The organism is Comamonas sp. CMM03, from assembly GCF_019218715.1.
Classification (GTDB): Bacteria; Pseudomonadota; Gammaproteobacteria; order Burkholderiales; family Burkholderiaceae_C; genus Comamonas; species Comamonas terrigena.
Genome location: NZ_JAHUXB010000004.1, coordinates 282,225 through 309,052, shown reverse-complemented (window position 1 = coordinate 309,052; position 26,828 = coordinate 282,225). Strand labels below are relative to the sequence as shown.

Annotated in this window: 27 protein-coding genes; 8 read left to right on the top strand and 19 right to left on the bottom strand. The window is 66.4% G+C overall.

Annotated features, from left to right (window positions below):
- Positions 1–171 precede the first annotated feature (171 nt).
- Positions 172–975 (bottom strand): PP2C family serine/threonine-protein phosphatase, encoded by an 804-nt coding sequence (locus KW830_RS15300; protein WP_066536931.1) that lies wholly within the window; start codon positions 973–975, stop codon positions 172–174.
- Positions 972–1,988, bottom strand: a complete 1,017-nt coding sequence (locus KW830_RS15295) for a serine/threonine-protein kinase (protein ID WP_066536933.1) — start codon at positions 1,986–1,988, stop codon at positions 972–974. The genes KW830_RS15300 and KW830_RS15295 overlap by 4 nt, the downstream gene beginning before the upstream one ends.
- Positions 1,989–2,078: 90 nt before the next feature.
- Between KW830_RS15295 and KW830_RS15290 the strand changes: the two genes are divergently transcribed.
- The 5 genes from KW830_RS15290 (at position 2,079) to KW830_RS15270 (ending at position 8,188) form a co-directional block, all read left to right on the top strand.
- Positions 2,079–2,972 carry a YicC/YloC family endoribonuclease gene (locus tag KW830_RS15290; protein WP_066536935.1) on the top strand — a complete coding sequence of 298 codons (894 nt, stop codon included), beginning with the start codon at positions 2,079–2,081 and terminating at the stop codon, positions 2,970–2,972.
- Between the two features lie 66 nt (positions 2,973–3,038).
- On the top strand, positions 3,039–3,659 hold the full coding sequence (gene gmk / locus KW830_RS15285) for a guanylate kinase (RefSeq protein ID WP_066536937.1): 621 nt from the start codon (positions 3,039–3,041) through the stop codon (positions 3,657–3,659).
- Between the two features lie 23 nt (positions 3,660–3,682).
- Positions 3,683–3,886: a DNA-directed RNA polymerase subunit omega gene (gene rpoZ / locus KW830_RS15280; RefSeq protein ID WP_042417268.1), complete on the top strand. Its 204-nt coding sequence runs from the start codon at positions 3,683–3,685 to the stop codon at positions 3,884–3,886.
- A gap of 99 nt (positions 3,887–3,985) precedes the next feature.
- A complete protein-coding gene (locus KW830_RS15275) occupies positions 3,986–6,256 on the top strand; it encodes a bifunctional (p)ppGpp synthetase/guanosine-3',5'-bis(diphosphate) 3'-pyrophosphohydrolase (protein ID WP_066536946.1) in 2,271 nt (756 codons plus the stop codon).
- 129 nt (positions 6,257–6,385) lie between these two features.
- Entirely contained in the window at positions 6,386–8,188 is a 1,803-nt protein-coding gene (locus KW830_RS15270; RefSeq protein ID WP_218333616.1) for a phospholipase D family protein, read from the top strand.
- Between the two features lie 51 nt (positions 8,189–8,239).
- On the opposite strand, the gene KW830_RS15265 is transcribed toward KW830_RS15270, so the two are convergent.
- Positions 8,240–9,280 carry a tRNA-dihydrouridine synthase gene (locus KW830_RS15265; protein ID WP_218333615.1) on the bottom strand — a complete coding sequence of 347 codons (1,041 nt, stop codon included), beginning with the start codon at positions 9,278–9,280 and terminating at the stop codon, positions 8,240–8,242.
- Positions 9,281–9,469: 189 nt separating this feature from the next.
- On the opposite strand from KW830_RS15265, the gene KW830_RS15260 reads away from it, so the two are divergent.
- A complete protein-coding gene (locus KW830_RS15260) occupies positions 9,470–10,024 on the top strand; it encodes a hypothetical protein (RefSeq protein WP_218333614.1) in 555 nt (184 codons plus the stop codon).
- A gap of 132 nt (positions 10,025–10,156) precedes the next feature.
- Here KW830_RS15260 and KW830_RS15255 read toward each other — a convergent pair whose 3' ends face one another.
- The 6 genes from KW830_RS15255 to moaE all read right to left on the bottom strand — a co-directional run bounded on the left by KW830_RS15255 (position 10,157) and on the right by moaE (position 17,680).
- Positions 10,157–11,332 (bottom strand): class I SAM-dependent methyltransferase, encoded by a 1,176-nt coding sequence (locus tag KW830_RS15255; protein ID WP_066536960.1) that lies wholly within the window; start codon positions 11,330–11,332, stop codon positions 10,157–10,159.
- Between the two features lie 40 nt (positions 11,333–11,372).
- Positions 11,373–11,894, bottom strand: coding sequence for a GNAT family N-acetyltransferase (locus KW830_RS15250; protein ID WP_066536963.1), 522 nt, complete (start codon positions 11,892–11,894; stop codon positions 11,373–11,375).
- Between the two features lie 310 nt (positions 11,895–12,204).
- Positions 12,205–13,641 (bottom strand): coniferyl aldehyde dehydrogenase, encoded by a 1,437-nt coding sequence (locus KW830_RS15245; RefSeq protein ID WP_218333613.1) that lies wholly within the window; start codon positions 13,639–13,641, stop codon positions 12,205–12,207.
- A 124-nt stretch (positions 13,642–13,765) separates the two neighbouring features.
- Positions 13,766–14,131 carry a hypothetical protein gene (locus KW830_RS15240; protein ID WP_218333612.1) on the bottom strand — a complete coding sequence of 122 codons (366 nt, stop codon included), beginning with the start codon at positions 14,129–14,131 and terminating at the stop codon, positions 13,766–13,768.
- A 35-nt stretch (positions 14,132–14,166) separates the two neighbouring features.
- Positions 14,167–16,782 (bottom strand): ATP-dependent chaperone ClpB, encoded by a 2,616-nt coding sequence (clpB, locus tag KW830_RS15235; RefSeq protein ID WP_066536967.1) that lies wholly within the window; start codon positions 16,780–16,782, stop codon positions 14,167–14,169.
- Between the two features lie 403 nt (positions 16,783–17,185).
- Entirely contained in the window at positions 17,186–17,680 is a 495-nt protein-coding gene (moaE, locus tag KW830_RS15230; RefSeq protein WP_218333611.1) for a molybdopterin synthase catalytic subunit MoaE, read from the bottom strand.
- 118 nt (positions 17,681–17,798) lie between these two features.
- Here moaE and KW830_RS15225 point away from each other — a divergent pair, with 118 nt between their 5' ends.
- Together KW830_RS15225 and KW830_RS15220 are read left to right on the top strand one after the other, a co-directional pair.
- Complete coding sequence (locus KW830_RS15225) at positions 17,799–18,053, top strand: hypothetical protein (RefSeq protein ID WP_066536971.1); 255 nt, start codon at positions 17,799–17,801, stop codon at positions 18,051–18,053.
- A gap of 19 nt (positions 18,054–18,072) precedes the next feature.
- Complete coding sequence (locus KW830_RS15220; protein WP_218333610.1) at positions 18,073–18,399, top strand: hypothetical protein; 327 nt, start codon at positions 18,073–18,075, stop codon at positions 18,397–18,399.
- 55 nt (positions 18,400–18,454) lie between these two features.
- Here the strand turns inward: KW830_RS15220 and KW830_RS15215 are convergent, their stop codons facing one another.
- From KW830_RS15215 to KW830_RS15170, 10 genes are all read right to left on the bottom strand, one after another.
- On the bottom strand, positions 18,455–18,961 hold the full coding sequence (locus KW830_RS15215) for a hypothetical protein (RefSeq protein ID WP_225608719.1): 507 nt from the start codon (positions 18,959–18,961) through the stop codon (positions 18,455–18,457).
- A complete protein-coding gene (locus KW830_RS15210) occupies positions 18,958–19,377 on the bottom strand; it encodes a hypothetical protein (RefSeq protein WP_066536977.1) in 420 nt (139 codons plus the stop codon). Before KW830_RS15210 ends, KW830_RS15215 begins: the two co-directional genes overlap by 4 nt.
- Positions 19,374–19,748, bottom strand: coding sequence for a GIY-YIG nuclease family protein (locus KW830_RS15205; RefSeq protein WP_218333609.1), 375 nt, complete (start codon positions 19,746–19,748; stop codon positions 19,374–19,376). The genes KW830_RS15210 and KW830_RS15205 overlap by 4 nt, the downstream gene beginning before the upstream one ends.
- Before the next feature lie 205 nt (positions 19,749–19,953).
- Positions 19,954–20,292, bottom strand: coding sequence for a recombinase family protein (locus tag KW830_RS15200; RefSeq protein WP_066536981.1), 339 nt, complete (start codon positions 20,290–20,292; stop codon positions 19,954–19,956).
- Between the two features lie 10 nt (positions 20,293–20,302).
- On the bottom strand, positions 20,303–20,554 hold the full coding sequence (gene moaD / locus KW830_RS15195) for a molybdopterin converting factor subunit 1 (protein ID WP_066536983.1): 252 nt from the start codon (positions 20,552–20,554) through the stop codon (positions 20,303–20,305).
- Between the two features lie 10 nt (positions 20,555–20,564).
- Positions 20,565–21,812: a gephyrin-like molybdotransferase Glp gene (gene glp, locus KW830_RS15190; protein WP_218333608.1), complete on the bottom strand. Its 1,248-nt coding sequence runs from the start codon at positions 21,810–21,812 to the stop codon at positions 20,565–20,567.
- Positions 21,794–22,369, bottom strand: a complete 576-nt coding sequence (mobB, locus tag KW830_RS15185; RefSeq protein WP_066536986.1) for a molybdopterin-guanine dinucleotide biosynthesis protein B — start codon at positions 22,367–22,369, stop codon at positions 21,794–21,796. The genes glp and mobB overlap by 19 nt, the downstream gene beginning before the upstream one ends.
- A 129-nt stretch (positions 22,370–22,498) precedes the next feature.
- Complete coding sequence (gene thrC / locus KW830_RS15180) at positions 22,499–23,923, bottom strand: threonine synthase (RefSeq protein ID WP_066536987.1); 1,425 nt, start codon at positions 23,921–23,923, stop codon at positions 22,499–22,501.
- A 157-nt stretch (positions 23,924–24,080) separates the two neighbouring features.
- The gene (locus KW830_RS15175) at positions 24,081–25,415 is read right to left on the bottom strand and encodes a homoserine dehydrogenase (protein ID WP_066536988.1); all 1,335 of its coding nucleotides are present in this window, start codon (positions 25,413–25,415) and stop codon (positions 24,081–24,083) included.
- Positions 25,416–25,486: 71 nt separating this feature from the next.
- Entirely contained in the window at positions 25,487–26,761 is a 1,275-nt protein-coding gene (locus KW830_RS15170) for a pyridoxal phosphate-dependent aminotransferase (protein WP_192334211.1), read from the bottom strand.
- Positions 26,762–26,828: the final 67 nt, after the last annotated feature.

Sequence of the window (26,828 nt, the reverse complement as noted above, 5' to 3'; positions counted from 1 at the left end):
CGCAGGCACAAAGGGCGTAAACAGCTATTGTTTTTGATAGCGCAGCCACCCGGCATGGGCGGCCATGCCGCCGAGTGTCGCCCAAGCCGCAAGGCCTTGCAGGCCGATCGGGGAGTCTGCAGCCCCAGGGCCCAACCCTGCGCATGGCGACGGGCTGCATGGATTCAGGCCCTAGCCGCCAGGCAGCTTGGGTGCACGCAGGCCGAAGCTCCCGGCCGGGGCCGCCACCCCACCGGGCAGCTCCATGCCCGGCTGCCATTCCACGGCCAGGGCCGTCACATTGTCACTGTGGGCGCCGGCGGCCTGCAGTGCGGCATCCACCAGCGCGGGGACGGCGGCATCCAGCGGCGCGGTGCACAGGCCGTGCAGCAGCGCGGCATCGGGCAGCGCATCCCACAAACCGTCGGAGCACAGCAGCAGCCGGTCGCCCGGCAGCAGACGGTGCGGCCCCTCCAGATCGAACACCGGGCGCTGGGTCGCGCCCAGGCAGGTGAACAACACGTTGCGGTTCTGCACCGCATCGCCGGGCAGCAGGGCCCCGCTGCGGGCCATTTCGGCAAAGGAATGATCGCGCGTGCGCTGGAGCAGCCGGCCCGCGCGCACCCAGTACAGGCGCGAATCGCCGCAATGCACCCAGCAGACCTGGCCCTGCTGCACCACGGCCGCCACCAGCGTGGTGCGGGGGGTGTCGGACTGGTAGCGCGTTCGCGCATAGCGCAGGATCTGGTGGTGGGCGGACAGCAGCGAGGCTTCCAGAAACCCCTTCACATCGGCCAGCGCGGGCGTGGCCTCGCGCTGGAACCGGGCGGCAATGGACTGCAGCGCCATCTGCGCCGCCACCTCGCCATCGGCGTGCCCGCCCATGCCATCGGCCAGCAGAAACAGCCCGGCTTCACGGGTGTAGCTATAGCCCATGCGGTCTTCGTTGACAGCACGCCCGCCCTGACGGCTGAGCTGGAAGACCGCGAACTTCATCGCGCCAGTGCCTGCGTGGGGCGGTAACGGGTGGTGGCCGGGCGCGGCGGGTCGGTCAGCAGCGCTTCCAGCTGCAGCCGCACTTTCTCGGCCATCGACAAGGGGGTGTAGCGGCGGCACGCACCATGGCTCAGCGCCTTGTGCAGCGCAAACACCGACTGCGGCCGGGCCAGCGGGTCCATGGCCATGCACCAGCGCACCACATCCAGCAGGTTGTCGGAATAGATACCGCGCAGCCGGCCCAGCGCCATGGGCAGGCGGTCCTTCTTCTGGCGCTGCAGCACATCGCTGGGAGGCAGTCCGGTCATGCAGGCGTAGATGCAGGCCCCCACCCCGTAGAGATCCGTCCACGGGCCCAGGCGGGCATCCCGCAGGTACATCTCGGGCGCAGCAAAGCCCGGGGTGTACATGGGGCGCACAAACGGAGCTTCCTTGTTGATCGCCTCGCGCGCAGCACCGAAGTCGATCATCACGGCCCGGTCGTCGTCGGTGATGAAGAGGTTGGCCGGCTTGATATCGAGGTGCAGCATCCGGTGCTGGTGCACGGCGCGCAGGCCGTGCAGCACCTCGTCGAACAGCGAGCGGATGGTCGATTCGCGCAGCACCTTGCCCTGCCTGCGGGTCCGGGCGGTGATGACAAAGTCCTGCAAGGTGGCCCCCTTGAGGTGGTTCATCACCATGTAGACCGTGTCGTTTTCGCGAAAGAAGTTGAGCACGCTCACCACCGAAGGGTGGGAGATCTGCGCCAGCGCCCGACCTTCCTCGAAGAAGCTTTTCAGGCCCAGGCGGTAGAGCGCGGTGTTTTCCGGCTCCACCTGCGGCACCAGGGCGCCGGGCGCGCGGGTGCTGAGGGCGGCCGGGATGTATTCTTTGATCGCCACTTGCTGACCCATGGCGTCGACCGCCAGGTAGACGACCCCAAAGCCCCCGGCCGCCAAGCGGCCAAGCAGGCGGTATTCCCCGATGAGGGTGTCGGGCGGCAGAGGGGCCGGTTTGGGCCGTGCAGTCGACATTTTGTGCTGGTAAACCTCAAGGTCAGGGCGGAAGCCGGATAATCAGCGAATTCGCAAGCAACCATCGAAAGTCCAATGGCAGTTTACAGCATGACCGGTTACGCCAGCGCCCAGCACGGCAGCAGTGCCGAGGCCGGTGAGGCGTCTTCGCGCAACGTACGGCTGGGGCTGGAAATCCGCTCGGTCAACAGCCGTTTCCTGGACCTGACCTTCCGTCTGCCCGACGAGCTGCGCGCCCAGGAACCCGCGCTGCGCACCCTGCTGACCGCCCGTCTGAAACGCGGCAAGGTCGAAGTGCGCGCCGCCATCGACCAGGATGCCTCCGCCTCCCTGCCCCAGCCTTCGCCCGCGCTGCTGCAGCGCATGGTGTCGCTGCAGGACCAGGTCCAGGCCTGGCTGCCCGACGCCAAGGGCCTGTCCGTGGCCGACGCCCTGCGCCTGTGCGGCCAGGGCCAGAGCAGCGCCGTGGACTGGTCCGAGATTGCCCCTGCGCTGGCCGAACAGGCCGTGGGCGAGCTGATTGCCGCCCGTGAACGCGAAGGCAAGCGCCTGGCCCAGATGCTGCTGGACCGAACCAAGCAGCTGCGCACCCTGGCCGGACAGGCCGGCCCGCTGGTGCCCCAGCTGGTCGAGCAGCAGCGTCAGCGCTTCCTGGAGCGCTGGCAGGAAGCCATGGGCCTGACCGAAGGCCAGGTCACGCCGGAAGCCGCCCAGGACCGCGCCTTGAGCGAAGCCACGGCGTTTGCCATCCGCATCGATGTGGCCGAGGAAATCACCCGCCTGAGCTCCCACCTGGACGAAGTCGACCGCCTGATCAAGAAGGGTGGCGAGATCGGCAAGCGCCTGGACTTCCTGATCCAGGAAATGCACCGCGAAGCCAATACCCTGGGCTCCAAATCCGCCGCGCTGGAGCTGACCCGCATCAGCGTGGACATGAAGGTCCTGATCGAGCAGATGCGCGAGCAGGTCCAGAACATCGAGTGACCACACCACACCACCAGGGCGCGCAAGCGCCCTTTTTGCAAGCCCTCCCCAGGCACCCATAGAACTATGGAAACTCCCGGAAACCTCTTCGTCGTCGCAGCGCCCAGTGGCGCCGGCAAATCCAGCCTCGTCAAGGCCCTGCGCTCCTTCGATGCGCGGGTCTATCCCTCGGTGTCGCACACCACCCGCGCGCCCCGCGGCCAGGAAAAACACGGTCGCGAGTACTACTTCGCCTCCGATGCCGAATTCGACTCCATGGTCGGCAATGACGCCTTCGTCGAATGGGCCAATGTCCACGGCAAGCGCTACGGCACGTCCAAGAAAGGCATCCAGGACCGCCTGGCCAAGGGCGAGGACGTGCTGCTGGAGATCGACTACCAGGGTGCACTGCAGGTGCGTACCGCCTTTCCGCAGGCGATACTGATCTTCATCCTGCCGCCCAGCTGGGAAGAGCTGCGTTCGCGCCTGGAAAACCGGGGCGAGGACGCCCCCGAAGTCATCGAGCTGCGCATGAAGAATGCCGAAGAGGAGATGGCCCAGGTCGGAAAGTTCGACTTCGTTATAATCAACGAATTGTTCGAGAGTGCGCTTTTTGACCTGAAAGCGATCATCCACTCACAGCGCCTCAAATACGCCTCCCAGCTTCGCCTGCGGTCCGACGTCTTCGAGTCGCTCAATCTTTCCTGAATTGAATTCCTTGGAGAACCCCGATGGCACGCATCACCGTTGAAGACTGCCTGGAGCAGATCCCCAACCGCTTCCAGCTCGTGCTGGCCGCGACCTACCGCGCCCGCATGCTCAGCCAAGGCCACACCCCCAAGGTGGAGTGCCAGAACAAGCCCGGCGTGACCGCTCTGCGCGAAATCGCAGAAGGCAAGGTCGGCCTCGAGATGCTGAAGAAAGTGCCGGGTTGATTTGGCACTGCAGCATTTCCGCTAGACAATAGAAGCACCGTATCCCGGTGCTTTTTTATTTCTATCCGCGGAATACTCCGACCGCGATACATTTGAGACATGAACGCGGCCCTACCTACGTCTGATGCTACTGATCCTGCCATTGCCCGCTCCGCACTCCCGGACGGCGGCAAGCGCACTGCTGCGGAGGTCTCGGCTGCCCATTTCGACCAGTTGCTGAGCCAACTGCAGTACCTGGACCCGGCCAGCATTGCCCAGGTCACCGAAGCGTGGCGTTATGCCGACATGGCCCACACCGGCCAGTGGCGCAGCAGCGGCGACCCCTACATCACCCACCCGATTGCCGTCACCGGCATCTGCGCCAACTGGAAGCTCGATGCGCCCGCCCTGATGGCTGCGCTGCTGCACGACTCCATGGAAGACTGCGGCATCACCAAGGACGACCTCACCGAGCGCTTTGGCGAAGCCGTGGCGGAACTGGTCGATGGCCTGACCAAGCTGGACAAGCTGCAGTTCAACACCCGCGAAGAGAACCAGGCCGAGTCCTTCCGCAAGATGCTGCTGGCCATGGCGCGCGATGTGCGCGTGATCCTGATCAAGCTGGCCGACCGCACCCACAACATGCGCACCATGGGCGACATGCCGCGCAGCAAGTGGGGCCGCATCTCGTCGGAGACGCTGGAAATCTACGCTCCCATCGCCCACCGGCTGGGACTGAACCAGACCTACCGCGAGCTGCAGGACCTGGCCTTCCGCCACCTGCATCCCTGGCGCTATGACACGCTGGACAAGGCCATTGCCAAGTCCCGCGCCCGCCGCCGCGATCTGGTCCAGCGGGTGCAGGGGGAAATCGACAGCGCCTTTGCCCGCATGGGCATCCACGCCCGGTTGATGGGGCGTGAAAGCACGCTGTACTCGCTCTACCAGAAGATGATCCGCCACAACCTGACATTTGCGCAGGTCACGGACATCTATGGTTTTCGCATCGTCGTACCCACGGTCATCGACTGCTACACCGCGCTGGGCGTACTGCACCAGCTCTACAAGCCGGTGCCCAGCAAGTTCAAGGACCATATCGCGATTGCCAAGAACAATGGCTACCAGTCGCTGCACACCACGCTGGTCGGCCCCTCGGGCGTGAGCGTGGAATTCCAGATCCGCACCGAGCAGATGCACATCGTGGCCGAAGCCGGTGTGGCCGCGCACTGGCTGTACAAGGCCCAGGCCGGCGAGGATGCCCACCTGAACACCAAGTGGCTGCAGTCGCTGCTGGACATCCAGAACGAGAACAGCGATGCCACCGAGTTCTGGGACCACGTCAAGGTGGACCTGTTCCCGGACTCCATCTATGTGTTCACGCCGAAGAGCAAGATCCTGGCCATGCCGCGCGGCGCCACCGTGGTCGACTTTGCCTATGCCATCCACAGCAACATCGGCAACCATGTGACGGCCGCCCTGGTCAACGGCGAGTACGTGGCACTGCGCACCGAACTCAAGAGCGGCGATGTGGTGGAAGTCATCACCTCGGACGACGCCACGCCCAACCCGGCCTGGCTGGGCTTTGTCAAGACCGGGCGCGCCCGCTCCAAGATCCGCCACCACCTGAAAAACACCGCCCAGTCCGAATCGGTGGAACTGGGCGAAAAACTGCTGAACCAGTCGCTGCGCCAGGCCGGCATTGCCACCACACCCGATGGCTCCGAAGCCAACCAGGCGCTGTGGGACGAGGTGCTGCGCAAGACCGGCAGCCGCAGCCGGGCGGAGCTGATGGCCGACATCGGCATGGGCCGGCGCATCTCCAGTCTGGTGGCCTCGCACATCCTGGCCCAGCTCTCCAACCATGGCCAGCGCCCCGATGCGCTGCTGCTGACCCAGTCGCGCTTCACCGCCAAGGAGGACAAGCTCAGCCAGGGTACGGTGGTGCTGGACAGCCCCAGCACTGCGTCCATACGCTATGCGCCCTGCTGCCGTCCGGTGCCCGGCGACCCCATCGTGGGCTATCTGGGCCATGGCGACGGCCTGGTGGTGCACCATGCCGGCTGCGCCAATGCCAAGCGCCTGCAGGCCAAGGATGCCGAACGCTTCATCGCCGTGGAATGGGGTGAGGAAAGCCAGCAGCATCTGTTCGAGAGCGGCATTGTCGTCACCATCAAGAACAGCAAGGGTGTGCTGGCCCGGGTGGCGGGCGAGCTGTCGGCGCTGAATGTGGACATCCGCCATGTGGACATGGACGACGAAGCGGCCATGGAAACCACCGACCTGCGCTTCATCATCTCGGTCCACAACCTGGACCAGCTGGACAGCGCGTTGCGCAATCTGCGCCGCATCCCCACCGTGGTGCGCGCCGTGCGCATCTTCCCGCAGGACTAAGCACCGCAGGCTCGGGCACGCCGCATCCTCCAGGGTGCGGCTTTTTCATGCGCCTGGCATGCACATGGGCCACCGTGATTCGTCCCGTGTCCGACAGCGTGCCGACATGCAGAACTGGTACCCTGGCGCATGACCGTTCGGACCGCTCTGCCCGCCCCTGGCCTGCCCCTCCTGTCCTGGCACCGCTGGACCTGTGCCCTGCTGCTGTGCCTGGGCAGTCTGTGGCTCGCAGGTTGCGCCCAGCTGCCCCAACAGGTGCAGCGCACCCCCTCCAGCGCGCTGGCACAGCCGGAAGCCACCCCCCTGGGCCAGCTGCTGGCCCGGCAGCGCCAGCAGGCCGGCACGCCCTACCATTCGGCCTTTGTGCTGCTGGGCGGTGCCGAAGCGGCCTACACCAGCCGCCTGGCCCTGGTGCAGGCTGCCCAGAAGACGCTGGACATCCAGTACTACGCCATCCATGCCGATGCCAGCACCGCCCGGCTGCTGGAGGAAGTGGCCCGTGCCGCCGCCCGCGGTGTGCGGGTACGCATACTGCTGGACGACTTCCACAGCGCCGGCAAGGACGCCCAGGTCATGCGCATGGCCTTTGTCCCCGGCGTGGAAATGCGCATGTTCAACCCGGTAATGGGCGCGCGCAGCTCGCCGCCGCTGCGCGCCCTGAGCACGCTGACCGATTTCAGCCGCGCCCAGCAGCGCATGCACAACAAGCTGTTCCTGGCGGACAACATGGTGGGCATTGCCGGCGGGCGCAACCTGGGTGATGCCTACTTTGACGGATTGGACAGCGACAATTTCATCGACCTGGACATCATGGCAGGCGGCGCCGTGGTGCGCCTGCTCTCGCGCAGCTTTGACACCTACTGGAACGACCCCCGTGCCTACCCGGTGGAATCGCTGCTGAGCCTGACCGAACTGGATGCCATGCTCAGCCCCGCGCAGCACGCCAGGCTGCAGCACCGCGCCAGCCCGCCCAGCCCGGCCGATGAAGCCCAGGCCTTCACCCAGCAGCAGCTCCTACTGCTGCCGCCCATGGACCTGGCCACCATGGCCTGGATCTGGGCACCCGGCGTGGTGCTGGCCGACCGCCCCACCAAGGTGGCCCTACCCGATGAAAGCGCGCCGTCCCCGGACGAAGACAGCCCCGCACCGCCGGAGGACGAAGACGACAGCTCCCTGCTGGCCGGCCTACCTTCGGCCGCCAGCGGCACACGCCCCGCCCTCCCCCGTGCACCCACCGCCAACCAGAAGGCCCTGGGCCGGGTGCTGGCTCCGGTTGATGCCCAGGACAGCGTGGTCGACGGTCTGCTGGCCCTGGTGGACAGGGCGCGCAGCCAGTTGCTGATCGTGTCGCCCTATTTCGTGCCCGGAGCGGACATGAAGGCCGCTTTCCGCCGTGCCGTGCAGCGCGGCGTGCAGGTGCGCATTCTGACCAATTCGCTGGCCTCCAACGATGCCCCGCTGGCCCATGCCGGCTATGCCCGCCACCGCCAGGAGCTGCTGGACATGGGCGTGCAGCTGTATGAGCTGCGCAGCGTCCAGCCCGGCAGCCGCAGCACGCTGCGCAGCTCGGCCGGGCAGATCAGTGGCTCCAGCGGCCAGTCGCGCGCCATGCTCCACACCAAGCTGATGGTGATGGACGGGCAGTTGACCGTGGTGGGCTCGATGAACCTGGACATGCGTTCCCAGCTGCAGAACACCGAAATCGCGTTGCTGGTGGCCTCACGCAAGCTGTCGGCCGAGGCCGCGCGCAACATCGAAGAAAGCCTGGACGAATCGGCCTGGCATGTCACCCTGGAGGACGGCAAGCGCCTGCTGTGGCGTGCACCCAGCGGCAGCGACTGGGGCGACCAGACCAGCGAGCCCGATGCCAGTCTGCCGCTGCGCATGCTGATCCGCCTGATTGGCCCGCTGGCCCCGGACCACCTGCTGTAAGCCCCGCTCCCACGGGCGGCAGCGGTGCAAGTGGAGCTGCCTGCAGCCCTCTTACCGGTCGACGACGTGCGGCAGGCTGGCAGGGTCGCTGAGGGCCCAGTCCACCCCGTGGCGCGCATGCTGTGCGCGGATCCAGTCGCCCACCACCTGCTGGTTGGTCATCACGCGCACGGTCTGGAAAGCCTCTTCGGCCTCGGGGTAGCGGCGGCGCATCAGGTTCAGCCACTGCTTCAGGCGACCGGCGCGCTGGCCGGGGTTCAGGTCACGGCACACCAGGTCCCAGAAACGCTGCAGGCGCGGCAGCATCTGCGCCCAGGACACGACGGGCGGCTGCGCGGAGGGAACGGCATCGGCCTGGGCCACACCGCCGGCCACGGCGGCGCGCAGCGCCCAGGCCAGCCCGGGGTCGGCCACGCTGCCACGCCCCAGCATCAGATCGCTGCAGCCCGATTGTTCGCGGCAGCGCAGCGCATCCTGCACGGTCCAGATCTCGCCGTTGGCAATCACCGGCACCTTGACTGCCTGCTGGATCTGCGGAATCAGCTCCCAGTAGGCCGGCGGGCGGTAGCCGTCCAGCTTGGTGCGGGCATGGACCACGATCTCGCAGGCCCCGCTCTCCGCCATGGCCTGGGCACATTCGCGCATCAGGCCCCGGTCGTGGAAGCCCAGGCGCATCTTGGCCGACACCGGCAGCGCCGCCGGCACGGCATGGCGCACGGCGGTCACCAGCCGGGCAATGGCTTCCGGGTCCTGCAGCATCGAAGCCCCGCCCCCATGGCGGTTCACGGTCTTGGCCGGGCAGCCGAAATTCAGGTCGATGCCCTCGGGGTTCAGGCGGCACAGATTGACAGCGTTCTCGGCCATGCTAACCGGGTCCGAACCCAGCAGCTGCGCCCGCACTGGCACGCCCGCCAGCGTGCGGCTGCCGTTGAGCAGCTCGGGCATATAGCCCAGGAACACCCGGTCGGGCAGCAGCGAGCCGCTGACGCGGATGAATTCCGACACACAGCGGTCCACGCCGCCCACCTGGGTCAGCACATCGCGCAGCACAAAGTCCAGCAGCCCTTCCATCGGGGCCAGCAACAGTTTCATGGGGTCACCCAGGCGGGTCTGGGCCTGGTCACATATTCAAGTCAAATCGGCAGATGGCGCCCCGCACAGGAGCGCAGGCGGCGGTGCTCTCTGGTGAAGCAACGCCGCTCGGAGACCGCTATTGTCCCCAACCTCCCTGCTGGCTGCAGGGGTCATGGCTTTGTCATGCGGCGGTGCTGCAATCGGGCCATGTCCCACAGCCCTCCTTGTCTGGTGCTGCGCACCCCGCTGGCCGCCCAGGCACTGGCCGGCCGGGCCGCGTTCACGCTGCGCCAGCGATCGGTACTGCTGATGGCCGAAGGCACACCCCGCCCGGTGCTGGAAGCCCTGTTCCACGGCCAGGGCGCGGCCCTGGTGCAGGAACTGCTGGCCGCCGGCTATCTGACCGAGACCCCACCCGCACCCGAAGGCCCAGCGCTGAGTGCCCCGGTGCGTCTGGCCCGTTTGCGCGCCCAGTTGCTGGAGCTGTGCGAGCGCCTGCTGCACGAGCAGGAATGCGATCTGGCACCACAGCTGCGCCAGCTGCTGCTGCAGGCCCCCGATCTGCCCAGCCTGCGTCTGGCCTGCGCGCGCTGGATGCAGACCCTGGTGCGCCAGGGGGGCGCACGCCGCATCCACTGCCTGCGCACCCAGCTGGCGGTGCTGCTGGCACCGCCGCCGATGGCTGAAGGCATGGAGGGAATGGAAAGTGCGGACGAAGCCGCTGCCGGCCCGGGTCTGCCGCCGTCACTGCAGCTTGCGTAGTGACCAGGGCCCTCTCTGGGCACTGGCATCGGCTCTGGACGCTCTGGAGCACGGCTCCTGCAGCCGCCCAGCAGCAAAGGGAGGAGAACGACGGGTAGGCCGCCGTGCATCCGCACGGGCGGCGCTACGGCCTTATTGGGCCACCAGGCGCCACAGCGAGGTGACTTCCTGGGCACGGGCGCTGTGCAGCGCATCGTGGGCATCCTGGACCTTGCCATGGTGGGGACGGGTGTCCAGCTTGCCGGCGACGGCAAGACCGGCCTCGGCAATCCAGGTTTCGAGCTGTGCACGGCTGCGCAGGCCCAGATGCTCGGCCAGATCGGACAGGATCAGCCAGCCTTCACCCTGCGGTGCCAGATGGGCGCGCAGACCTTGCAGAAAACCGCGCAGCATGCGGCTGTCGGGGTCGTAGACCGACTGCTCCAGCGTGGTCGTGGCCTTGCCCGGCAGCCAGGGCGGGTTGCAGACGATCAGGCCGGCCTTTCCTTCGGGGAACAGGTCGCAGGTCTGCAGATCCACCTGGTCGCTCAGCCCCATGCGGCGGAAGTTGTCCTTGGCGCAGGAGATGGCGCGGGGCGACAGGTCAGTGGCCACCACGCGCTGCACGCCACGCTGCAACAGCAGCGCCGACAGCACACCGGTTCCCACGCCAATGTCGAAAGCCAGGGCTTCGCCGGCTTCCGGCAGCGGGGCTTCGGCCACCAGATCCAGGTACTCGCCCCGCACCGGAGAGAACACACCGTAGTGCGCATGCACACGGACATCGTCCCCCAGCAAGGGCATGGGCACGCCTTTCTTGCGCCACTCGTGCGCGGCGACCACACCCAGCAATTCCCGCAAGGCCACCACACGCGGGCCCTTGAGGACGGCAGCCGCCCCCCAGGCTTCGTTGAAGGCCAGCCGCCAATCGGGCGCGCGGCGCAGCGAGATAACGTAGTCGGGCTGCACCACCACCAGCAGGCTGTTCAGCACGCGGGCGCGCTGGGCCTGGGACTGGCGGTACAGGTGAAAGGCATGGGGAAAGGTGGGCGCATCGGCCTGGGCTCCGGCCTGGCGCCGCTGGTGCCGGGCCTTGGCAGACTCGGCACGCACCGGCTTGTCCAGACGGCGCTTGAGCGCGTCCAGCAGGTGGCGGGCGTTCTGGAAGTCGCCCTGCCACAGCAGGGAAGTGCCTTCACAGGCCAGGCGATAGGCGGTATCCGCGGGCAGACTGTCGTCCACCACTTGCAGCCGGCGCGGTGCCGGGGCACCGCTTTCGCTGTGCCATGCTGCCTGGAAATCCTTGCCCTGGTGTTGCCATTGCAGCATGGGGTGCACTTTCTGGGCTGAACAGCCCGCAAACGAAGATTTAGCTCAAGGCGCGCTTGAGGCGCACTTCCTCGATCTTGACACCACCGACGACCGCGGTCTTGGCCGTGGTCATCTCGCGCTTGAAGCCGGCGGACTCGTGAAAGCGCAGAGCGCGTTCATTGCGCAGCGGCACCCAGCAGGTGACGTTGGTGCAGCCTTCTTCGACCAGACCGTCACGGGCGGCATCCCACAGGGCCACGCCCACGCCTTGGTCCCAATGGGTCGGGGCCGCGTAGATGGCCCAGATCTCACCGGTGGTCTGGCGCGACTTCTCGTCACGGGAACGGTCAAAACCGACAAAGCCCACGATCTTGTCGCCATCAATGGCAACCTGCACCTGGGGCTCACAATATTCAATGGCCTCGCGCCAATAGGCCTGGCGCTTCTCTACCGACGACATGGCCTTCAATTGGTCGTCTGGCACGATACCTCGGTAAACCTCCTGGGCGGACGAAGTGTGGATCTGTGCGATGGCCTTCGCATCGCGAAGCGTAGCGGGACGGACCTGGTAACTGGACATGGAAAGCGAAACGAAAACAGCAGTTGAAAAACGAAAGGTCGCAATTGTCTGTGAAACGCTCCGCAGACGCACGCCCTAATGTTGTAGCCATTTGCACCAGTACGGCTGTAGAGCCCTTCTTGCCGTGGTATAGCGGATGTGATAGCGCCTGTTTCAGACCCACAGCCCGCTGGCCTGCCATGGGCCTTGCAGCCGCGGAATCACGGAGCGCGCCCCTAAAGACAGCTGCCGGCCCCGCCCTGGGCCGTGCGCTGGCGCCCCGAATCGGCGCAGCGGAACGCCCGCCACACCGCGGCAAGCGCTGCGTGCGTCACACCCATCGGCGCAGCAGGGCCATGATCTTGTCGAAGCGGGCGCCATAGGGCGGGTACAGCCACTGCACGGCAGACCAGCGCCCCTGCAGGCACACCGCCTTCTGGTGCGAAAAGCGCAGGAACCCCTGCTCGCCATGGTAGGCGCCCCAGCCGCTGTCTCCCACACCGCCAAAAGGCAGATTGTCATGGGCCACATGCAGCAGGGTGTCATTCACCGTGACACCGCCGCTCACGGTACGGCGCAGCACGGTGTCGCGCGCCTTTTCGTCCTTGCCGAACCAGTACAGCGCCAGCGGGCGCGGCCCGGCATTGATGGCGGCAATGGCATCGTCCAGCCGGTCATAGGGCACCACGGGCAGGACGGGACCGAAGATCTCCTCCTGCATCAGCGTCATCGTGGGCTGCACATTCCACACCAGGGTGGGCAGCATCTGGCGCTGTGCGGCATCCCCCCAGCCGGGGGCCGCCGCCTGCTGGCCCTGGGCAGGGTCGATCACCTGCACCTGGGCCCCCAGGCTCTGGGCCTGCTGCAGCAGATTGCGCAGCCGCACCAGGTGGCGCTGGTGGATGATGGAGGCGTAATCCGGGTTGCCCACGATGCGCGGGAACAGCTGCGCCACCGCCTGGCGGTAGGCCTGTTCGAAAGCCGCCTCCTGCCCACGGGGCAGCAGCACGTAGTCGGGCGCAATGCAGGTCTGGCCGGCATTGAGCAGCTTGCCATGGGCCACGCGCAGCGCCGCCTGTGCCATGTCGCAGTCGGAAGCCAGGATGCAGGGCGACTTTCCTCCCAGCTCCAGGGTCGTCGGCGTCAGGTGCACAGCCGCGGCCTGGGCCACGCGCCGGCCCACTGCGGTGGAGCCGGTGAACATCAAATGGTCGAAATGCAGGCCGGCAAACTGGCTGGACAGATAGCTGTCGCCCTGGACCACGCAGAACTCGTCCGGGGCAAAGTACTGCTCGACCGCCACCGCCAGCTGGGCCGCGGTGTGCGGCGCCAGTTCGCTGGGTTTGAGCATCACGCGGTTGCCCGCAGCCAGCGCGGTGATAGCCGGGCCCAGCGACAGCTGCAGCGGGTAGTTCCAGGGGGAAATGATGCCCACCACGCCCAGCGGCTGGCGCTCGATGCGCGCACGCGCCGGCAGCAGGTGCAGCGGGGTCCAGACGTGGCGGGGGCGCATCCAGCGCTCCAGCCTGCGCAGTGCCTGCTTGAGCTGGGATCGCAGCACCAGCAGGTCGGCAAACTCGGTCAGCTGCGGCGAACGGATGCCAAAGTCGGCCTGCACGGCTGCGGTGAGCACGGGGCCATGCTCGTCCAGCATGCGCTGCACGCGCAGCAAACGCTCCTTGCGCAACATGGCCGGCACTTCCAGGTGCTGGCGACTGGCCAGGTATTGCAGGTCGAAAGCCTGTTGCAGGGGGGAAACTGGGTTCATGCGTGGCCGTGCATCCTGTGAAACCACCGCTTGCCGGTGGGAGTCCCTGTCGCGGCCAGCCATGCTGGCCCTCTCTGTTGCCAAAGCCCACCAGCGCCATGGCACTGGTGGAAGCAACAGAATATCAGCGCACTTCGCGCGGCTGCACGTCGGTGATGTCGCGTGCCACACTGGCCAGCACGCCACTGCGCTTGCTGTCGGCACCGTCGGTGCTGTCAGCGGCATCATGGGCTGCGCCGCCGGCCGCACCGGCCATGGTGCTGGCCCAGCCGCTGCTGCGGTACATGCCCCAAGAGGTGCCAGGGCGCATCGTGGGCATGACCCAGGGCATCACCGGGCGACCGGTGAGCCGGGCCCACAGCGCACGGGCGCCCCAGGCCAGGGCCAGCAGGCTGGCGACGGCAAGCAGACACAGAAAGAACACCGCACCTGCCGCAAGAAGGAAGATGCGGACAGCCCAGCGGGCTGCCGTGTGTGCGAAATCGTTCAAAACATCACCTTTCATGTGTGCCGGCGGGCTTCAGCTCAGCTGCCCATGGGGACAGCTTGCGTGAACTGGAACACGCCGGGCGCCTGCACCGGATCCACCGCCACTTCGATGACGCTCTTGGGCGGGAACTTGCCCTCGAGCAGCAGCTTGGACAGCGGGTTCTCGATGCGTTGCTGGATGGCCCGCTTGAGCGGACGGGCACCGAAGACCGGGTCAAAGCCCACTTTAGCCAGTTCCGCCAAAGCCTGCTCCGAGACCTGCATTTGCAGCTCCATCTTTTCCAGACGGCCTTCGAGCAGGCGCAGCTGGATCCGGGCAATGGCTTCGATGTTCTTGGCATCCAGTCCGTGGAAGACCACGGTTTCGTCGATGCGGTTCAGGAATTCGGGTCGGAAATTGGTTTTAAGTTCCCCCCACACCGCTTCCTTGATGTCCTCGGCATCCTGGCCGACCATGCTCTGGATAAGCATCGAGCCGATGTTGCTGGTCATCACGATCACCGTGTTCTTGAAGTCCACCGTGCGTCCCTGGCCGTCCGTGAGACGGCCGTCGTCCAGCACCTGCAGCAGTACGTTGAACACGTCGGGGTGGGCTTTCTCCACCTCATCGAGCAGCACCACGCTATAGGGTTTGCGGCGCACGGCTTCCGTCAGGTAGCCGCCCTCCTCATAGCCCACATAGCCGGGGGGCGCGCCGATCAGCCGTGCCACGCTGTGCTTTTCCATGAATTCGCTCATGTCGATGCGAATCAGGTGGTCCTGGCTGTCAAACAGGAAACCTGCCAGCGCCTTGCACAGCTCGGTCTTGCCGACACCGGTGGGGCCCAGGAACAGGAAGCTGCCCAGCGGCCGGTTCGGGTCGGACAGGCCCGAGCGGGAACGGCGGATGGCATTGGACACGGCCGAGATAGCCTCGTCCTGGCCCACCACGCGCTCGTGCAGCTTGGCTTCCATGTGCAACAGTTTGTCTTTTTCGCCCTGCATCATCTTGGCCACCGGGATGCCGGTGGCGCGGCTGACGACTTCGGCAATCTCTTCCGCACCGACCTGGGTGCGCAGCAGACGGTGCTTGGGCGCAGTGCCCACGCCGCCATCGGCCTCGCTGGCCTGGACTTCCTTGAGCTTCTTCTCCAGTTCGGGGAGCTTGCCGTATTGCAGCTCGGCCACTTTGTTGAAGTCGCCCTTGCGCTTGAGCTCGTCGATCTGGATGCGGATCTGGTCCACTTCCTTGCGCAGCTGCTCGGAGCCCTGGGCGCTGGCCTTTTCGCTCTTCCAGACTTCTTCCAGATCGGCGTACTCGCGCTCCAGGCTCTCGAGCTCTTCCTCGATCAAGGCCAGGCGCTTTTGCGACGCCTCGTCCTTTTCCTTCTTCATGGCCTCGCGCTCGATCTTGAGCTGGATCATGCGGCGCTCGAGCTTGTCCATCTCCTCGGGCTTGGAGTCGATTTCGATCTTGATCTTGGCCGCGGCCTCATCGATCAGGTCGATGGCCTTGTCGGGCAGGAAACGGTCGGTGATGTAGCGGTTGCTCAGTTCGGCGGCTGCCACGATCGCGGGGTCGGTGATGTCCACGCCGTGGTGGGCTTCATAGCGCACCTGCAGACCGCGCAGGATGGCGATGGTGTCTTCCACCGAGGGCTCTTCCACCAGCACCTTCTGGAAACGGCGCTCCAGCGCAGCATCCTTTTCGATGTACTTGCGGTATTCGTCCAGCGTGGTGGCGCCGATGCAGTGCAGCTCGCCCCGCGCCAGTGCGGGCTTGAGCATGTTGCCGGCATCCATGGCGCCTTCGGCCTTGCCGGCCCCCACCATGGTGTGGATTTCGTCGATGAACAGAATGATGCGCCCTTCTTCCTTGGCCACTTCATTCAGCACGGATTTCAGGCGCTCTTCGAACTCGCCGCGGTACTTGGCACCGGCCAGCAGGCCGGCCATATCCAGCACCAGCACGCGTTTTTCTTTCAGCGTCTCGGGCACTTCGCCTTCGACGATGCGCTGGGCCAGACCTTCCACGATGGCGGTCTTGCCCACGCCGGGCTCGCCGATCAGCACAGGGTTGTTCTTGCTGCGACGCTGCAGCACCTGGATGGCACGGCGGATCTCGTCATCGCGGCCGATCACCGGGTCCAGCTTGCCCAGACGGGCGCGCTCGGTCAGGTCCAGGGTGTATTTCTTCAGCGCTTCGCGCTGGCCTTCGGCTTCGGGGCTGTCCACCTTCTGTCCGCCGCGCACGGCCTCGATGGCGGTTTCCATGCTCCGGCGGGACAGGCCGTTTTCCTTGGCCAGCCGGGCGGCCTGCACATCGCTGTCGGCCAGCGCCAGCAGGAACAGTTCGCTGGCGATGAACTGGTCGCCGCGCTTGATGGATTCTTTCTCCGTGGCCTGCAGCAGCTTGATCAGGTCGGAATTGGGTTGCACTTCCGCACCGCTGTCGCCGGTGGGCAGCGCCTTGATGGCGTTTTCCACGGCCGTCTGCATGGCGCTGACTTTGGCGCCAGCACGCTCGAGCAGCGCCTTGGGGCCGTCCTGCTGGCGCAGCATGGCTGCCAACAGGTGCAGGGGATCGATGCGGTTGTGGTCGTTGCCGAGTGCCAGGGTTTGGGCATCGGCCAGGGCTTCTTGGAATTTGGTGGTGAGCTTGTCGATACGCATGGTTGCAAAGCTTTCTCAACAGCAAAGTATTAGGACTGCATTTCACGTGGGGACATTTCAGCCGCCTTCAAGGCGCCTGTCCCGCTCGGTCCGGCGAACGCTTGACCTGGATCAAGCTCGCCGCACCTGCGTCCACCCCCACCGGACTGCACTGTGCCGGGCCGGTACGCCATTGTCTGTCAGCCAAAAGAGCGGTCTGCCGGCCCGCCACCCGGTCCAACCTATCTCAGGGGCGAGACCACGCCCCGCCCATTGCTCCCGATGCAGGAACTGCCTGCCTGCATGCACCCTGGGTTTGACGCATTTTCATGCGCCACCACCAGGCAGCATGGGCGGCAACAGCTATCGACCTCGGAGCATGGCCCGCATCCTGCCGGCAGACAGCCCGGCGCCGGCGCGGCCGTCAGGCCCAGCGGGCCAGGGCCTGCTCGTCGCTGACCCGCGCATCCACCCAGCGGGCGCCGTCGGCCGTCTGCTCTTTCTTCCAGAACGGCGCTTCGGACTTGAGGTAGTCCATGATGAACTCGCAGGCCTGAAAAGCCATTCCCCGGTGGGCCGAGGTGACGGCCACCAGCACGATCTGGTCCATGGGCGCGAGCGGCCCGACGCGGTGGATGACCTTGGCCGCATGGATACCGAAGCGCGCCACCGCACGGTCGATGATGGCTTCGATGCTTTTTTCGGTCATGCCCGGGTAGTGCTCCAGCTCCATGGCCGAGACGGCGTCACCTGCATTGCGGTCGCGCACCGTCCCCACAAAGCTGCACACCGCGCCCACGCCCGCATCGCCCGCCCGCAGGGCGGCGACTTCGATCCCCAGGTCGAAGTCCTGGGTCTGGATGACCACGCGCGCAGCAGGCGGGTGCGCGGTCAGGGGTGCGGTGCGGGCAGAGGACATGCCCACGATTGTCGCAGCAGCCCCGGCCCCAATTCCACCCCGGCTGCATGCCCCACCGGCACGCGGTAGCATTGCCGCCCCGGGGCGCTGCTCCGCTGCCCTCCTTGAGTCGACCCGTATGGCCACCGAAACCATCCACACGCTGGAGTACATGCTCTACCCCTCGCCGCGCAATGAGCACCGCATCATCTTTGAGCACCAGAGCTTTGTGCCGCACATGTACACGCTGATCCACCTGCCCGACTACGGCTTCCGCGGCAAGGCCACGCTGTTTTCGGCCCAGCGCAAGAGCGACGGCAAGCAGGGCCAGCTGGTGACCTGCGAGCTGGCCGAGGATCTGGTGCGTTTTGAGCGCCTGTTCGAACCCGATTGAGCCCTGGATTCCGATTGCCATGGACGACACCAGCCAAATCCAGCCCCCCGACAGCTTTGCCGCGCTGTTCCGCAGCCGCGCCGGCGTGCTCAAGACGCCCATCGCCGAAGTGGTAACCCGCTACGAGCTGTGCGAAGACCTGGCCTGCCACCTGGTGGAGCAGGCGCAGACGCTGTACTACAGCGGCAATTCCAGCGAGGAAGGCGTGCTGCTGGGCTTTCATGCGGGCCTGAGCGACGAAGGCTCGGTGGTCAGCCCTGCCGAGGCCGGCTGGGTGGTGCAGCGCCTGGCCGAGCTGCTGGAATGGCGTGCACCGCAGCTGCCGCCCCCGGTGGCCGCCGCCTGAGCGATCCGGCACGGGCTGCAGCCCAGAGGGCGGCCCAAGGCTGCCCTGGCGCGGCTCACCCTGTTCCCACGGAGGCGCGCAGACGCTGCCACGCCAGCCCCCGCCAGACCGGCGTGCCATAGGCTGCCACCAGATCGTGCCCGGCTGCAGCCCAGCCGGGATCGGCCGGATTCACGCCCAGCGCTTCGATGAAAGGCGCCTGCACAATGAAGCACTGGCGCCGGTAAGGCAGCAAAAAGCCTTCGCCCAGCTGCTGCAGCACGGCCTGTGCCTGCACATAGCTGCTGAACCAGAGGTTCAGCAGCATTCCGGTACGCGGCGCATGCCAGAAGCTGCCCATGTCATCCCCGGGCAAGGCCAGGCCGGACAGCACGCGGCGTGCGTGCTCCCAGTCGGTAAAGCCCTGCCCGCGGGCCACCTCGTGCAAGGCATCGCGCAAGCGCTCCGCACCGGCCAGCCCTTCGCGGCGCGCCCGGTTCAACCGCACACGGGCACGCACCTTGAGTTCGTCCACCAGGGCCTGCTCCGCCAGCGTGTGCGGCGCCATGTCCCGCATCGTCATCGCATCCCCCGCACCGCAAGGGCCAGTTGCTCCAGCAGCGGCAGGCAGACCGCGACACGGTCGGCCTCCACGCCCGGGGCCTGCAAGGCGCGGGCATAGGCGGCTTCCACCGTCTGTCGCGCCTCCACCAGCAACTGGCGGCCCGCCGGGCGCAGCCGCACCCGTCCGTCCACACGCTCGAGCAGACCGGTCTTCTCCATGGGCAGCACCTGGCGCAGTGTGGGCACCATGGGCTGCAGCAGTGCGCGGGCCAAGGCCGGCAGGGCCAGACCCGGGGTGGCCTCCAGGGCCTGCAGCAGGTGGTAGCCCCCCAGACTCAGCCCATGCCAGTCGCCCAGGCGTTCATCCAGGCGCTGTTGCAGCACGGCATGGGCACGATGCAAGGCAGCTCCAAAGTACAGTGCGGCCGCGCTCATGGCTGGCCTCCAGGGGCGCACGCAGCGGCCTGCAGCTCGCCCTGCCACAGCGCCAGCAAGGCCTGCAGTTCGGCCTCGTAATCAAAATCCGGATCGGCGCGCTCTTTCACACGGTCCAGCACCGCAAAGGAAAACGCCGCTTCGCCATGGCGGGCCCAAGCCTGGGCCAGTGCGGCATCGCGCGCGGTGCCGTGGGCCAGCTCAAACCGCAAGCGGTTGAGCGTGCCATCCACATGGCGGCTGGCGCCCAGGCGCAGCAGCCCTGCGGCTTCGCAGCGCACGGCATAAATGCCCAAAGGAGGGAAAATTTGCTTGTAGTCCTGCACCCGCGCGCGCCGCGCCTGGGAGGAAAGCAGAAGAGAAACTGTCATGACAGGGCTCCAGGTTGCATGCACAGCCCCCCGCGCTGGGCCCGTACGGCAACCATGTCTGTCAGAACATGCAATGCGTCAAAACAGGGGTGAGAGCCTCTTGTGCGGGCAGGCGCCCCCTTGGCACCTGGAACGCAGATTGTAGAGCCCCACCGCGAAAGCTGCAGCAGCAGGCGCCGGCTCCCGCGCGCCCTCCCCGCGTGCCTTACTTCGCGCCGGACTCCGCCGCCCAGTCGGCATAGCGGTTCAGAATGCGCTGCACCTGCCCATGGGTCCAGGGGCCGCCCTTGGCGGCGGCAATGCCGCGCTCGTTCAGCACCTCGGCCATCTTGCGGTGGGTCAGGCCCTGGGCCACCAGCTCGGCAAACAGGGCCGCATGCTGCCGGGCAAAGGCATCGGCCGCACTTTTGCGCTTTTCCACGGTGGCGCGGATGTTGTCGGCACCGGCCTTGCCCAGCTGCACGCCGCGTGCCTTGGCTTCGCTCAGGGCCAGCCGCGTGCGGGCGCTGATGGCGGCGTCCACGTCCTTGGGGGTCTCGCTCATGTGCAAGCTCTCAACCGCCGGTCACCGGCGGGAAGAAAGCCACTTCATCGCCGGCTTTCAGTGGTGCATCGGCGCTGCACATGTCCTGGTTCAAGGCCATGCGCACGGCCTTGCCATGGGCCAGGGCCTGGGCGGCGGCGGGGCCGCGGGCCATCAGTTCGTCGCGCAGCGCGCCCACGGTGGCGGCAGCGGTGTCCAGCGCTTCGCTGCCGCTGCCCATGGCTTCGCGGATGGACGCAAAGTAGCGCACGGTGATATTCATGGAATTGTCCTCAGAACCATTCCGCGAACGGAATGAAGCGCACGCGGTCACCGCGTGCAATCGTGGTCTGCGGCGGGTTGTCCACCACGCCATCGCCCCAGACGGCGCTGGTCAGCACGCCCGAGCTCTGGTTGCGGAAGATCTCCAGCCCGCCCTGGCCGTCGTGGCGCACGCGCAGGAACTCGCGGCGCTTGTCGGCCTTGGGCAGATCGAAATGGGCCACGGCCTCCACCGCGCGGGGTTCCACCTCCTGCATGCCCTGCAGGCGCAGCACAAACGGTCGCACCAGCACCAGAAAGGTCATGAAGCTGGAGACCGGGTTGCCCGGCAGGCCCATGAAGTGGGCACACCCGCCATCGGCCCGACCGACCTTGCCATAGGCAAACGGCTTGCCGGGCTTCATGGCGATTTTCCACAGGCCCAGCTCGCCCAGTTGCTCCACGGCGGGCTTCACATGGTCTTCCTCGCCCACGGAGACACCGGCACTGGTCAGGATCAGGTCGCAGTCCTGGGCCGCGGTGTGCAGGGCCTGCACGGTCTGTGCACGGTCGTCCGGCAGGATGCCGCCGTCCACCACCTCGCAACCCAGGCGCTGCAGCAGCGCGCGCAGAAAGTAGCGGTTGCTGTTGTAGATGCTGCCGGGCGGCATGTCCTGCGGCGCCACGGTGCCGGGCAGCACCAGTTCGTCGCCGGTGGAGAACAGGGCCACGCGCGGCCTGCGGGCCACGGGCAGCTGCGCCAGACCGATGCTGGCGGCCAGGCCCAGGGCCGGTGGCGTCAGCCGCGTGCCGGCGGCCAGGATGGTGCCGCCCAGGGCAATGTCCTCGCCCGCACGGCGGATGTGCTGGCCCGGCCTGGGCACCGCCTGGATGCGCACGCCGACACTGCCATCGGCGTTCTCCAGGGCTTCGCAGTCTTCCTGCATCAGCACGCAGTCCGCTCCCGGCGGCACGGGGGCCCCGGTGAAGATGCGCGCGGCCGTGCCGGACAGCAGATCGGTGCCCACGTGGCCGGCAGGAATGCGCTGGCTCACCGGCAGCACCGTGCCGGGCGTGGGCACATCGGCCAGGCGCACGGCGTATCCGTCCATGGCCGAGTTGTCCTGCGGCGGCACCTGCAGGGCGGATACGCAATCCGACCACAGCACCCGGCCGTCGGCACTGAACAGATCGACCGATTCCGGGCCATCCAGGCGCTGGGCCTGGGCCAGCACCGCAGCCAGTGCGTCGTCAAGGGAGGTCAAAGTCGGGGACTGCATGCAGTGCTTCCTTGGGCCGCAGCCCGGTATTCCAAACGGCCGGCATGCGCCAGCATCCAGTCCACGATGGCCGTAGGCTGGTTCAGGTCCAGCAGCGCCACGCCGGCCGGTGGTTGCTGGGGCAAGGCGGCCGGGTCGTCGGTGGCCAGCGCCAGCACCTGCGGGTCCTGCGGAAAGCGCAGCGCACGCGGTTTGCTGCCGGGCTCCGGCTGGCGCCACAGCTCGATCTTGGGCAGGTCGCCCTGCTTGAAGCCTTCCACCAGCACCCAGTCCACGCGCGGGTCCAGCTCGGCCAGCATGGCGTGCACATCCAGATCCCGCGTCTCGCCGAATTCGCGCACCAGGGCCAGGCGCCGGTCGCAGACCAGCAGCACCTCCTGGGCGCCGGCCTGGCGGTGGCGCCAGCTGTCCTTGCCGGGGATGTCGATGTCCACATCATGGTGGGCATGCTTGACGCTGGACACCGTCTGCCCACGCGCGCGCAGCTCGGCAATGATGCGTTCCAGCAGCGTGGTCTTGCCGGCGCCGGAGTAGGCGACAAAGCCAATGGCCTTCATGGTGGTGAGTATCGGTTTTGATAGCTACCGGCGCAATATGGGATTGCGCTGGATCGCATTCTGAATCCAAAAGAAAAAAGCACCTGCAGCCAGGCTCCAGGTGCTTTTCAAGCTTAACGCTGCACAGTGTTACTTGCAGTGTTCGGTGATAAAAGCCTTGACCTGGTCCACATCGGCAGCCATCACCACCACGCGCTTGGGCAGGTCTTCGATGCCGTCGAACTTGGCAGGACGGTCGGGCAGACGGCCCAGCGCCTCTTCGATGGTCTCCGCAAACTTGATGGGCAAGGCGGTTTCCAGCACGATCATGGGCTCGGCCCCCAGGTGCTCGCGCGCCACCTTCACGCCGTCGGCGGTGTGGGTGTCGATCATCTGGCCAAAGCGCTCGAAGGTGTCCTTGATCGTAGCCAGGCGGTCGGCATGGGTGCTCTTGCCGCTCTCGAAGCCATACTTGGCCTTGGCGCCCTGGAAGGCCGCATCCGCGCTCAAATCGAACTTGCCGGCCTTGGCCACGCCTTCGGCGAACAGCTGTTTGGTGCGCGCGCCATCGCGGCCGACCAGGTCGAACACAAAGCGCTCGAAGTTGCTGGCCTTGGAGATGTCCATCGAGGGGCTGGAGGTCTCATAGGTGTTGGCCGCGCCACGCACCTGGTAGACGCCGGTACGGAAGAACTCGTCCAGCACATCGTTCTCATTCGTGGCCACCACCAGCTTGGCGATCGGCAGGCCCATCTGGCGTGCCACATGGCCGGCGCAGATGTTGCCGAAGTTGCCGCTGGGCACGGTGAAGCTCACCTGCTCGCTGTTGCTGCGCGTGGCCTGCAGATAGCCCGCGAAGTAGTACACCACCTGGGCCAGCAGACGGGCCCAGTTGATGGAGTTGACGGTGCCGATCTTGTACTTGGCCTTGAAGGCGTGGTCGTTGGAGACCGCCTTGACGATGTCCTGGCAGTCGTCGAACACGCCTTCGATGGCGATGTTGTGGATGTTGGCATCCTGCAGGCTGAACATCTGCGCCTGCTGAAAAGGGCTCATGCGGCCATGGGGGCTGGTCATGAAGACGCGCACGCCCTGCTTGCCTCGCATGGCGTATTCGGCCGCGCTGCCGGTGTCACCGCTGGTGGCGCCCAGAATGTTCAGCTCTTCACCGCGGCGGGCCAGTTCGTACTCGAACAGATTGCCCAGCAGCTGCATGGCCATGTCCTTGAAGGCCAGCGTGGGGCCGTTGGACAGGGCTTCGATGTGCAGCACGCCGTCCAGCTGGCGCACCGGCACGATGGCCTCGGTGCCGAAGACTTCCTTCGTATAGGTCTTGGCGCACAGGGCGCGCAGATCGTCGGCCGGAATGTCGTCGATGTACAGCGACAGAATCTCGAACGCCAGCGCGGCATAGCCCTGGGTGGCCAGCGTGGTGCGCAGCTGGGTCAGCTTGGCATCGTCGATCTGGGGGTACTGCACCGGCAGGTACAGGCCGCCATCGGGAGCCAGGCCTTCCAGCAGGATGTCGCAAAAGCGTTTGCGGTCGGCGTGACCGCGGGTGGACAGATAAAGCATGGTGCTTCCTTGTCAGAGGTCGGTAGCGCCGGGCGCTACCGGAAAACAGGCTGGGCCCGGCCCAGGAGCGCCGGGCCGGGGCGCCCCGCAGCGAAAGCGCCAGCCCCCTGCGGCACAGCCGGCACGGGGGCGGCGGCGCAGCCGCTCACGGGGAGAATCAGTTCAACTCTTCCTTGCGGATGCGGGTGATCGGGGCCAGCACGGTGGGCAGGCCCTGGATTTCGGCCAGCGCCTTGTCCATGTCGCCTTCGCGCGTGTCGTGCGTCAGGATGATCAGATCGGTCTGGGTCGACCCTTCGCCACCCACTTCATCGGCTTCCCGCTGCAGCACGGCGTCGATGCTGATGCCGGTGTTGGCCAGCAGCGTGGTGATCTTGGCCAGGACTCCGGCTTCGTCGGCCACGCGGATGCGCAGGTAGTAGCTGGTGACCACATCGGCCATGGGCAGCACCGGCAGTTCGCTGCCGGCGGCGGCCAGCGTGCTGCTCTGGAAGGCCAGGGCCGGCACGCGGTGGGCGGGGTCGGAGCCGTCCATGCGGGCGATGTCCACCAGGTCGGCCACCACGGCGGAAGCCGTGGGCTCGGAGCCCGCGCCCTTGCCGTAGTACAGCGTGGTGCCGACGGCATCGCCGTTCACCACCACGGCGTTCATGGGGCCTTCCACATTGGCGATCAGGCGCTTGGCCGGGATCAGGCTGGGGTGCACGCGCAGCTCGATGCCCTTGTCCGTGCGCTTGGTGATGCCCAGCAGCTTGATGCGGTAGCCCAGTTGCTCGGCGTACTTGATGTCGGCCGAAGACAGCTTGGTGATGCCTTCCACATAGGCCTTGTCGAACTGCACGGGGATGCCGAAGGCAATCGCGCTCATCAGGGTGGCCTTGTGGGCCGCATCCACGCCCTCGATGTCGAAGGTGGGGTCGGCTTCGGCATAGCCCAGGCGTTGCGCCTCCTTCAGCACCACATCGAAGTCCAGGCCCTTGTCACGCATTTCGGACAGGATGAAGTTGGTCGTGCCGTTGATGATGCCCGCCACCCACTGGATGGAGTTGGCGGTCAAGCCTTCGCGCAGCGCCTTGATGATGGGGATACCACCGGCCACGGCCGCTTCATAGGCCACCATCACGCCCTTTTCGGCCGCCGCCTTGAAGATTTCCGTGCCATGCACGGCCAGCAGCGCCTTGTTGGCGGTGACCACATGCTTGCCGGCCGCAATTGCTTCCAGTACCAGGGCCTTGGCAATGCCGTAGCCACCGATCAGCTCCACCACCACGTCGATGTCGGGGTTGGCGATGATCTCGCGCGCATCGCCCACCACCTTGGCAGCGTCGCCCACCACGGCCTTGGCGCGCGTGGTATCCAAGTCGGCCACCATGGCAATCTCAATGCCACGACCCGCGCGACGGCGGATCTCTTCCTGGTTGCGCTGCAGCACGTTGAAAGTGCCGCTGCCCACGGTGCCAATGCCCAACAGGCCTACTTGGATCGGTTTCATAAGGTCTAACGATTACCAGTCAAAAGGGACTGCAGCGCTTACTGGAACTACGCATACAGCTATAAAAAAATTTATGCCACAGCCTTGCTGGGCTTGCCCGGCTTGACCAGCGCGAGCTTGTCGGTGCCGTGGCGCTGGCGGTACTTGGCCAGGAAGGCAGCCAGGCGGTTGATGGCTTCGCGCAGGTCGGCGTCGTGCGGCAGAAAGACGATGCGGAAATGGTCGGGGTGGGGCCAGTTGAAGCCCGTGCCCTGCACCAGCATGACCTTGGTTTCCTGCAGCGCTTCGAGGAAGAACTCCTGGTCGTCCTGGATGGGATAGACCGCGGGGTCCAGGCGCGGGAACATGTACAGCGCGCCCTGGGGCTTGACGCAGCTCACGCCCGGAATCGCATTGATCAGCTCCCAGGCCAGATCGCGCTGCACGCGCAGGCGGCCGCCCTCCTTCACCAGCGCGTCAATGCTCTGGTGGCCGCCCAGTGCCGTCTGCACGGCCCACTGCCCGGGCACGTTGGCGCACAGGCGCATGTTGGACAACATGTTCAGGCCTTCGATGTAGTCCTTGGCGGGCTTCTTGTCGCCCGAGACCACCATCCAGCCCGCACGGTAGCCGCAGCTGCGGTAGGCCTTGGACAGGGAGTTGAAGGTCAGCGTCAGCACATCGGTGGACAGTCCGGCCAGGGGGGTGTGCACGGCATCGTCGTACAGCACCTTGTCGTAGACCTCGTCGGCAAAGATCACCAGGCCGTGCTCGCGGGCCAGTGCCACGATCTCGAGCAGCAGTTCCTTGGAGTACAGCGCGCCCGTGGGGTTGTTGGGGTTGATGACCACAATGCCCTTGGTGCGCGGCGTGATCTTGGCGCGGATGTCGGCCATGTCGGGCATCCAGCCATTGCTCTCATCGCACATGTAGTGCACCGGCGTGCCGCCCGACAGGCTGGTCGCGGCGGTCCACAGCGGATAGTCGGGGGCCGGCAGCAGCATCTCGTCGCCGTTGTCCAGCAAGGCATTGGTGGCCATGCTGATCAGCTCGGAGGCGCCGTTGCCCAGGTAGATGTCATCCAGCGTGACTCCCTTGATGCCCTGGCGCTGGGTTTCGTGCATCACGGCCTTGCGGGCGGCGAAGATACCCTTGCTGTCCGAATAGCCGGCCGAATTGGGCAGGTTGCGAATCATGTCCTGCTGGACCTCTTCCGGCGCATCGAAGCCGAACACCGCCAGATTGCCGATGTTGAGCTTGATGATCTTCTGGCCGTCTTCCTCCATCTTCTTCGCCGCGTCCATGATCGGCCCGCGGATGTCATAGCAGACGTTGGCTAACTTGGCAGATTTCTGGACGGTCTTCATGGGGAGGATTCCGAAGGGCTGGTTGGCGCCAAGGCGCGCCCGCGCCTCGGTGAAACCTATAATTTGA

Bases quoted from the DNA above. Each gene is read 5' to 3' on its own strand.
- rpoZ (WP_042417268.1), top strand. From the start codon at position 3,683: ATGGCACGCATCACCGTTGAAGACTGCCTGGAGCAGATCCCCAACCGC.
- gmk (WP_066536937.1), top strand. From the start codon at position 3,039: ATGGAAACTCCCGGAAACCTCTTCGTCGTCGCAGCGCCCAGTGGCGCC.
- moaE (WP_218333611.1), bottom strand. From the start codon at position 17,680: ATGTCCTCTGCCCGCACCGCACCCCTGACCGCGCACCCGCCTGCTGCG.
- KW830_RS15245 (WP_218333613.1), bottom strand. From the start codon at position 13,641: ATGAACCCAGTTTCCCCCCTGCAACAGGCTTTCGACCTGCAATACCTG.
- KW830_RS15265 (WP_218333615.1), bottom strand. From the start codon at position 9,280: ATGAAACTGTTGCTGGCCCCGATGGAAGGGCTGCTGGACTTTGTGCTG.
- KW830_RS15200 (WP_066536981.1), bottom strand. From the start codon at position 20,292: ATGAGCGAGACCCCCAAGGACGTGGACGCCGCCATCAGCGCCCGCACG.
- KW830_RS15295 (WP_066536933.1), bottom strand. From the start codon at position 1,988: ATGTCGACTGCACGGCCCAAACCGGCCCCTCTGCCGCCCGACACCCTC.
- KW830_RS15255 (WP_066536960.1), bottom strand. From the start codon at position 11,332: ATGCTGCAATGGCAACACCAGGGCAAGGATTTCCAGGCAGCATGGCAC.
- KW830_RS15225 (WP_066536971.1), top strand. From the start codon at position 17,799: ATGGCCACCGAAACCATCCACACGCTGGAGTACATGCTCTACCCCTCG.
- mobB (WP_066536986.1), bottom strand. From the start codon at position 22,369: ATGAAGGCCATTGGCTTTGTCGCCTACTCCGGCGCCGGCAAGACCACG.
- glp (WP_218333608.1), bottom strand. From the start codon at position 21,812: ATGCAGTCCCCGACTTTGACCTCCCTTGACGACGCACTGGCTGCGGTG.
- KW830_RS15215 (WP_225608719.1), bottom strand. From the start codon at position 18,961: ATGACGATGCGGGACATGGCGCCGCACACGCTGGCGGAGCAGGCCCTG.
- KW830_RS15205 (WP_218333609.1), bottom strand. From the start codon at position 19,748: ATGACAGTTTCTCTTCTGCTTTCCTCCCAGGCGCGGCGCGCGCGGGTG.
- KW830_RS15170 (WP_192334211.1), bottom strand. From the start codon at position 26,761: ATGAAGACCGTCCAGAAATCTGCCAAGTTAGCCAACGTCTGCTATGAC.
- KW830_RS15300 (WP_066536931.1), bottom strand. From the start codon at position 975: ATGAAGTTCGCGGTCTTCCAGCTCAGCCGTCAGGGCGGGCGTGCTGTC.
- KW830_RS15220 (WP_218333610.1), top strand. From the start codon at position 18,073: ATGGACGACACCAGCCAAATCCAGCCCCCCGACAGCTTTGCCGCGCTG.
- KW830_RS15210 (WP_066536977.1), bottom strand. From the start codon at position 19,377: ATGAGCGCGGCCGCACTGTACTTTGGAGCTGCCTTGCATCGTGCCCAT.
- thrC (WP_066536987.1), bottom strand. From the start codon at position 23,923: ATGCTTTATCTGTCCACCCGCGGTCACGCCGACCGCAAACGCTTTTGC.
- KW830_RS15260 (WP_218333614.1), top strand. From the start codon at position 9,470: ATGTCCCACAGCCCTCCTTGTCTGGTGCTGCGCACCCCGCTGGCCGCC.
- KW830_RS15175 (WP_066536988.1), bottom strand. From the start codon at position 25,415: ATGAAACCGATCCAAGTAGGCCTGTTGGGCATTGGCACCGTGGGCAGC.
- KW830_RS15270 (WP_218333616.1), top strand. From the start codon at position 6,386: ATGACCGTTCGGACCGCTCTGCCCGCCCCTGGCCTGCCCCTCCTGTCC.
- KW830_RS15290 (WP_066536935.1), top strand. From the start codon at position 2,079: ATGACCGGTTACGCCAGCGCCCAGCACGGCAGCAGTGCCGAGGCCGGT.
- KW830_RS15250 (WP_066536963.1), bottom strand. From the start codon at position 11,894: ATGTCCAGTTACCAGGTCCGTCCCGCTACGCTTCGCGATGCGAAGGCC.
- clpB (WP_066536967.1), bottom strand. From the start codon at position 16,782: ATGCGTATCGACAAGCTCACCACCAAATTCCAAGAAGCCCTGGCCGAT.
- moaD (WP_066536983.1), bottom strand. From the start codon at position 20,554: ATGAATATCACCGTGCGCTACTTTGCGTCCATCCGCGAAGCCATGGGC.
- KW830_RS15275 (WP_066536946.1), top strand. From the start codon at position 3,986: ATGAACGCGGCCCTACCTACGTCTGATGCTACTGATCCTGCCATTGCC.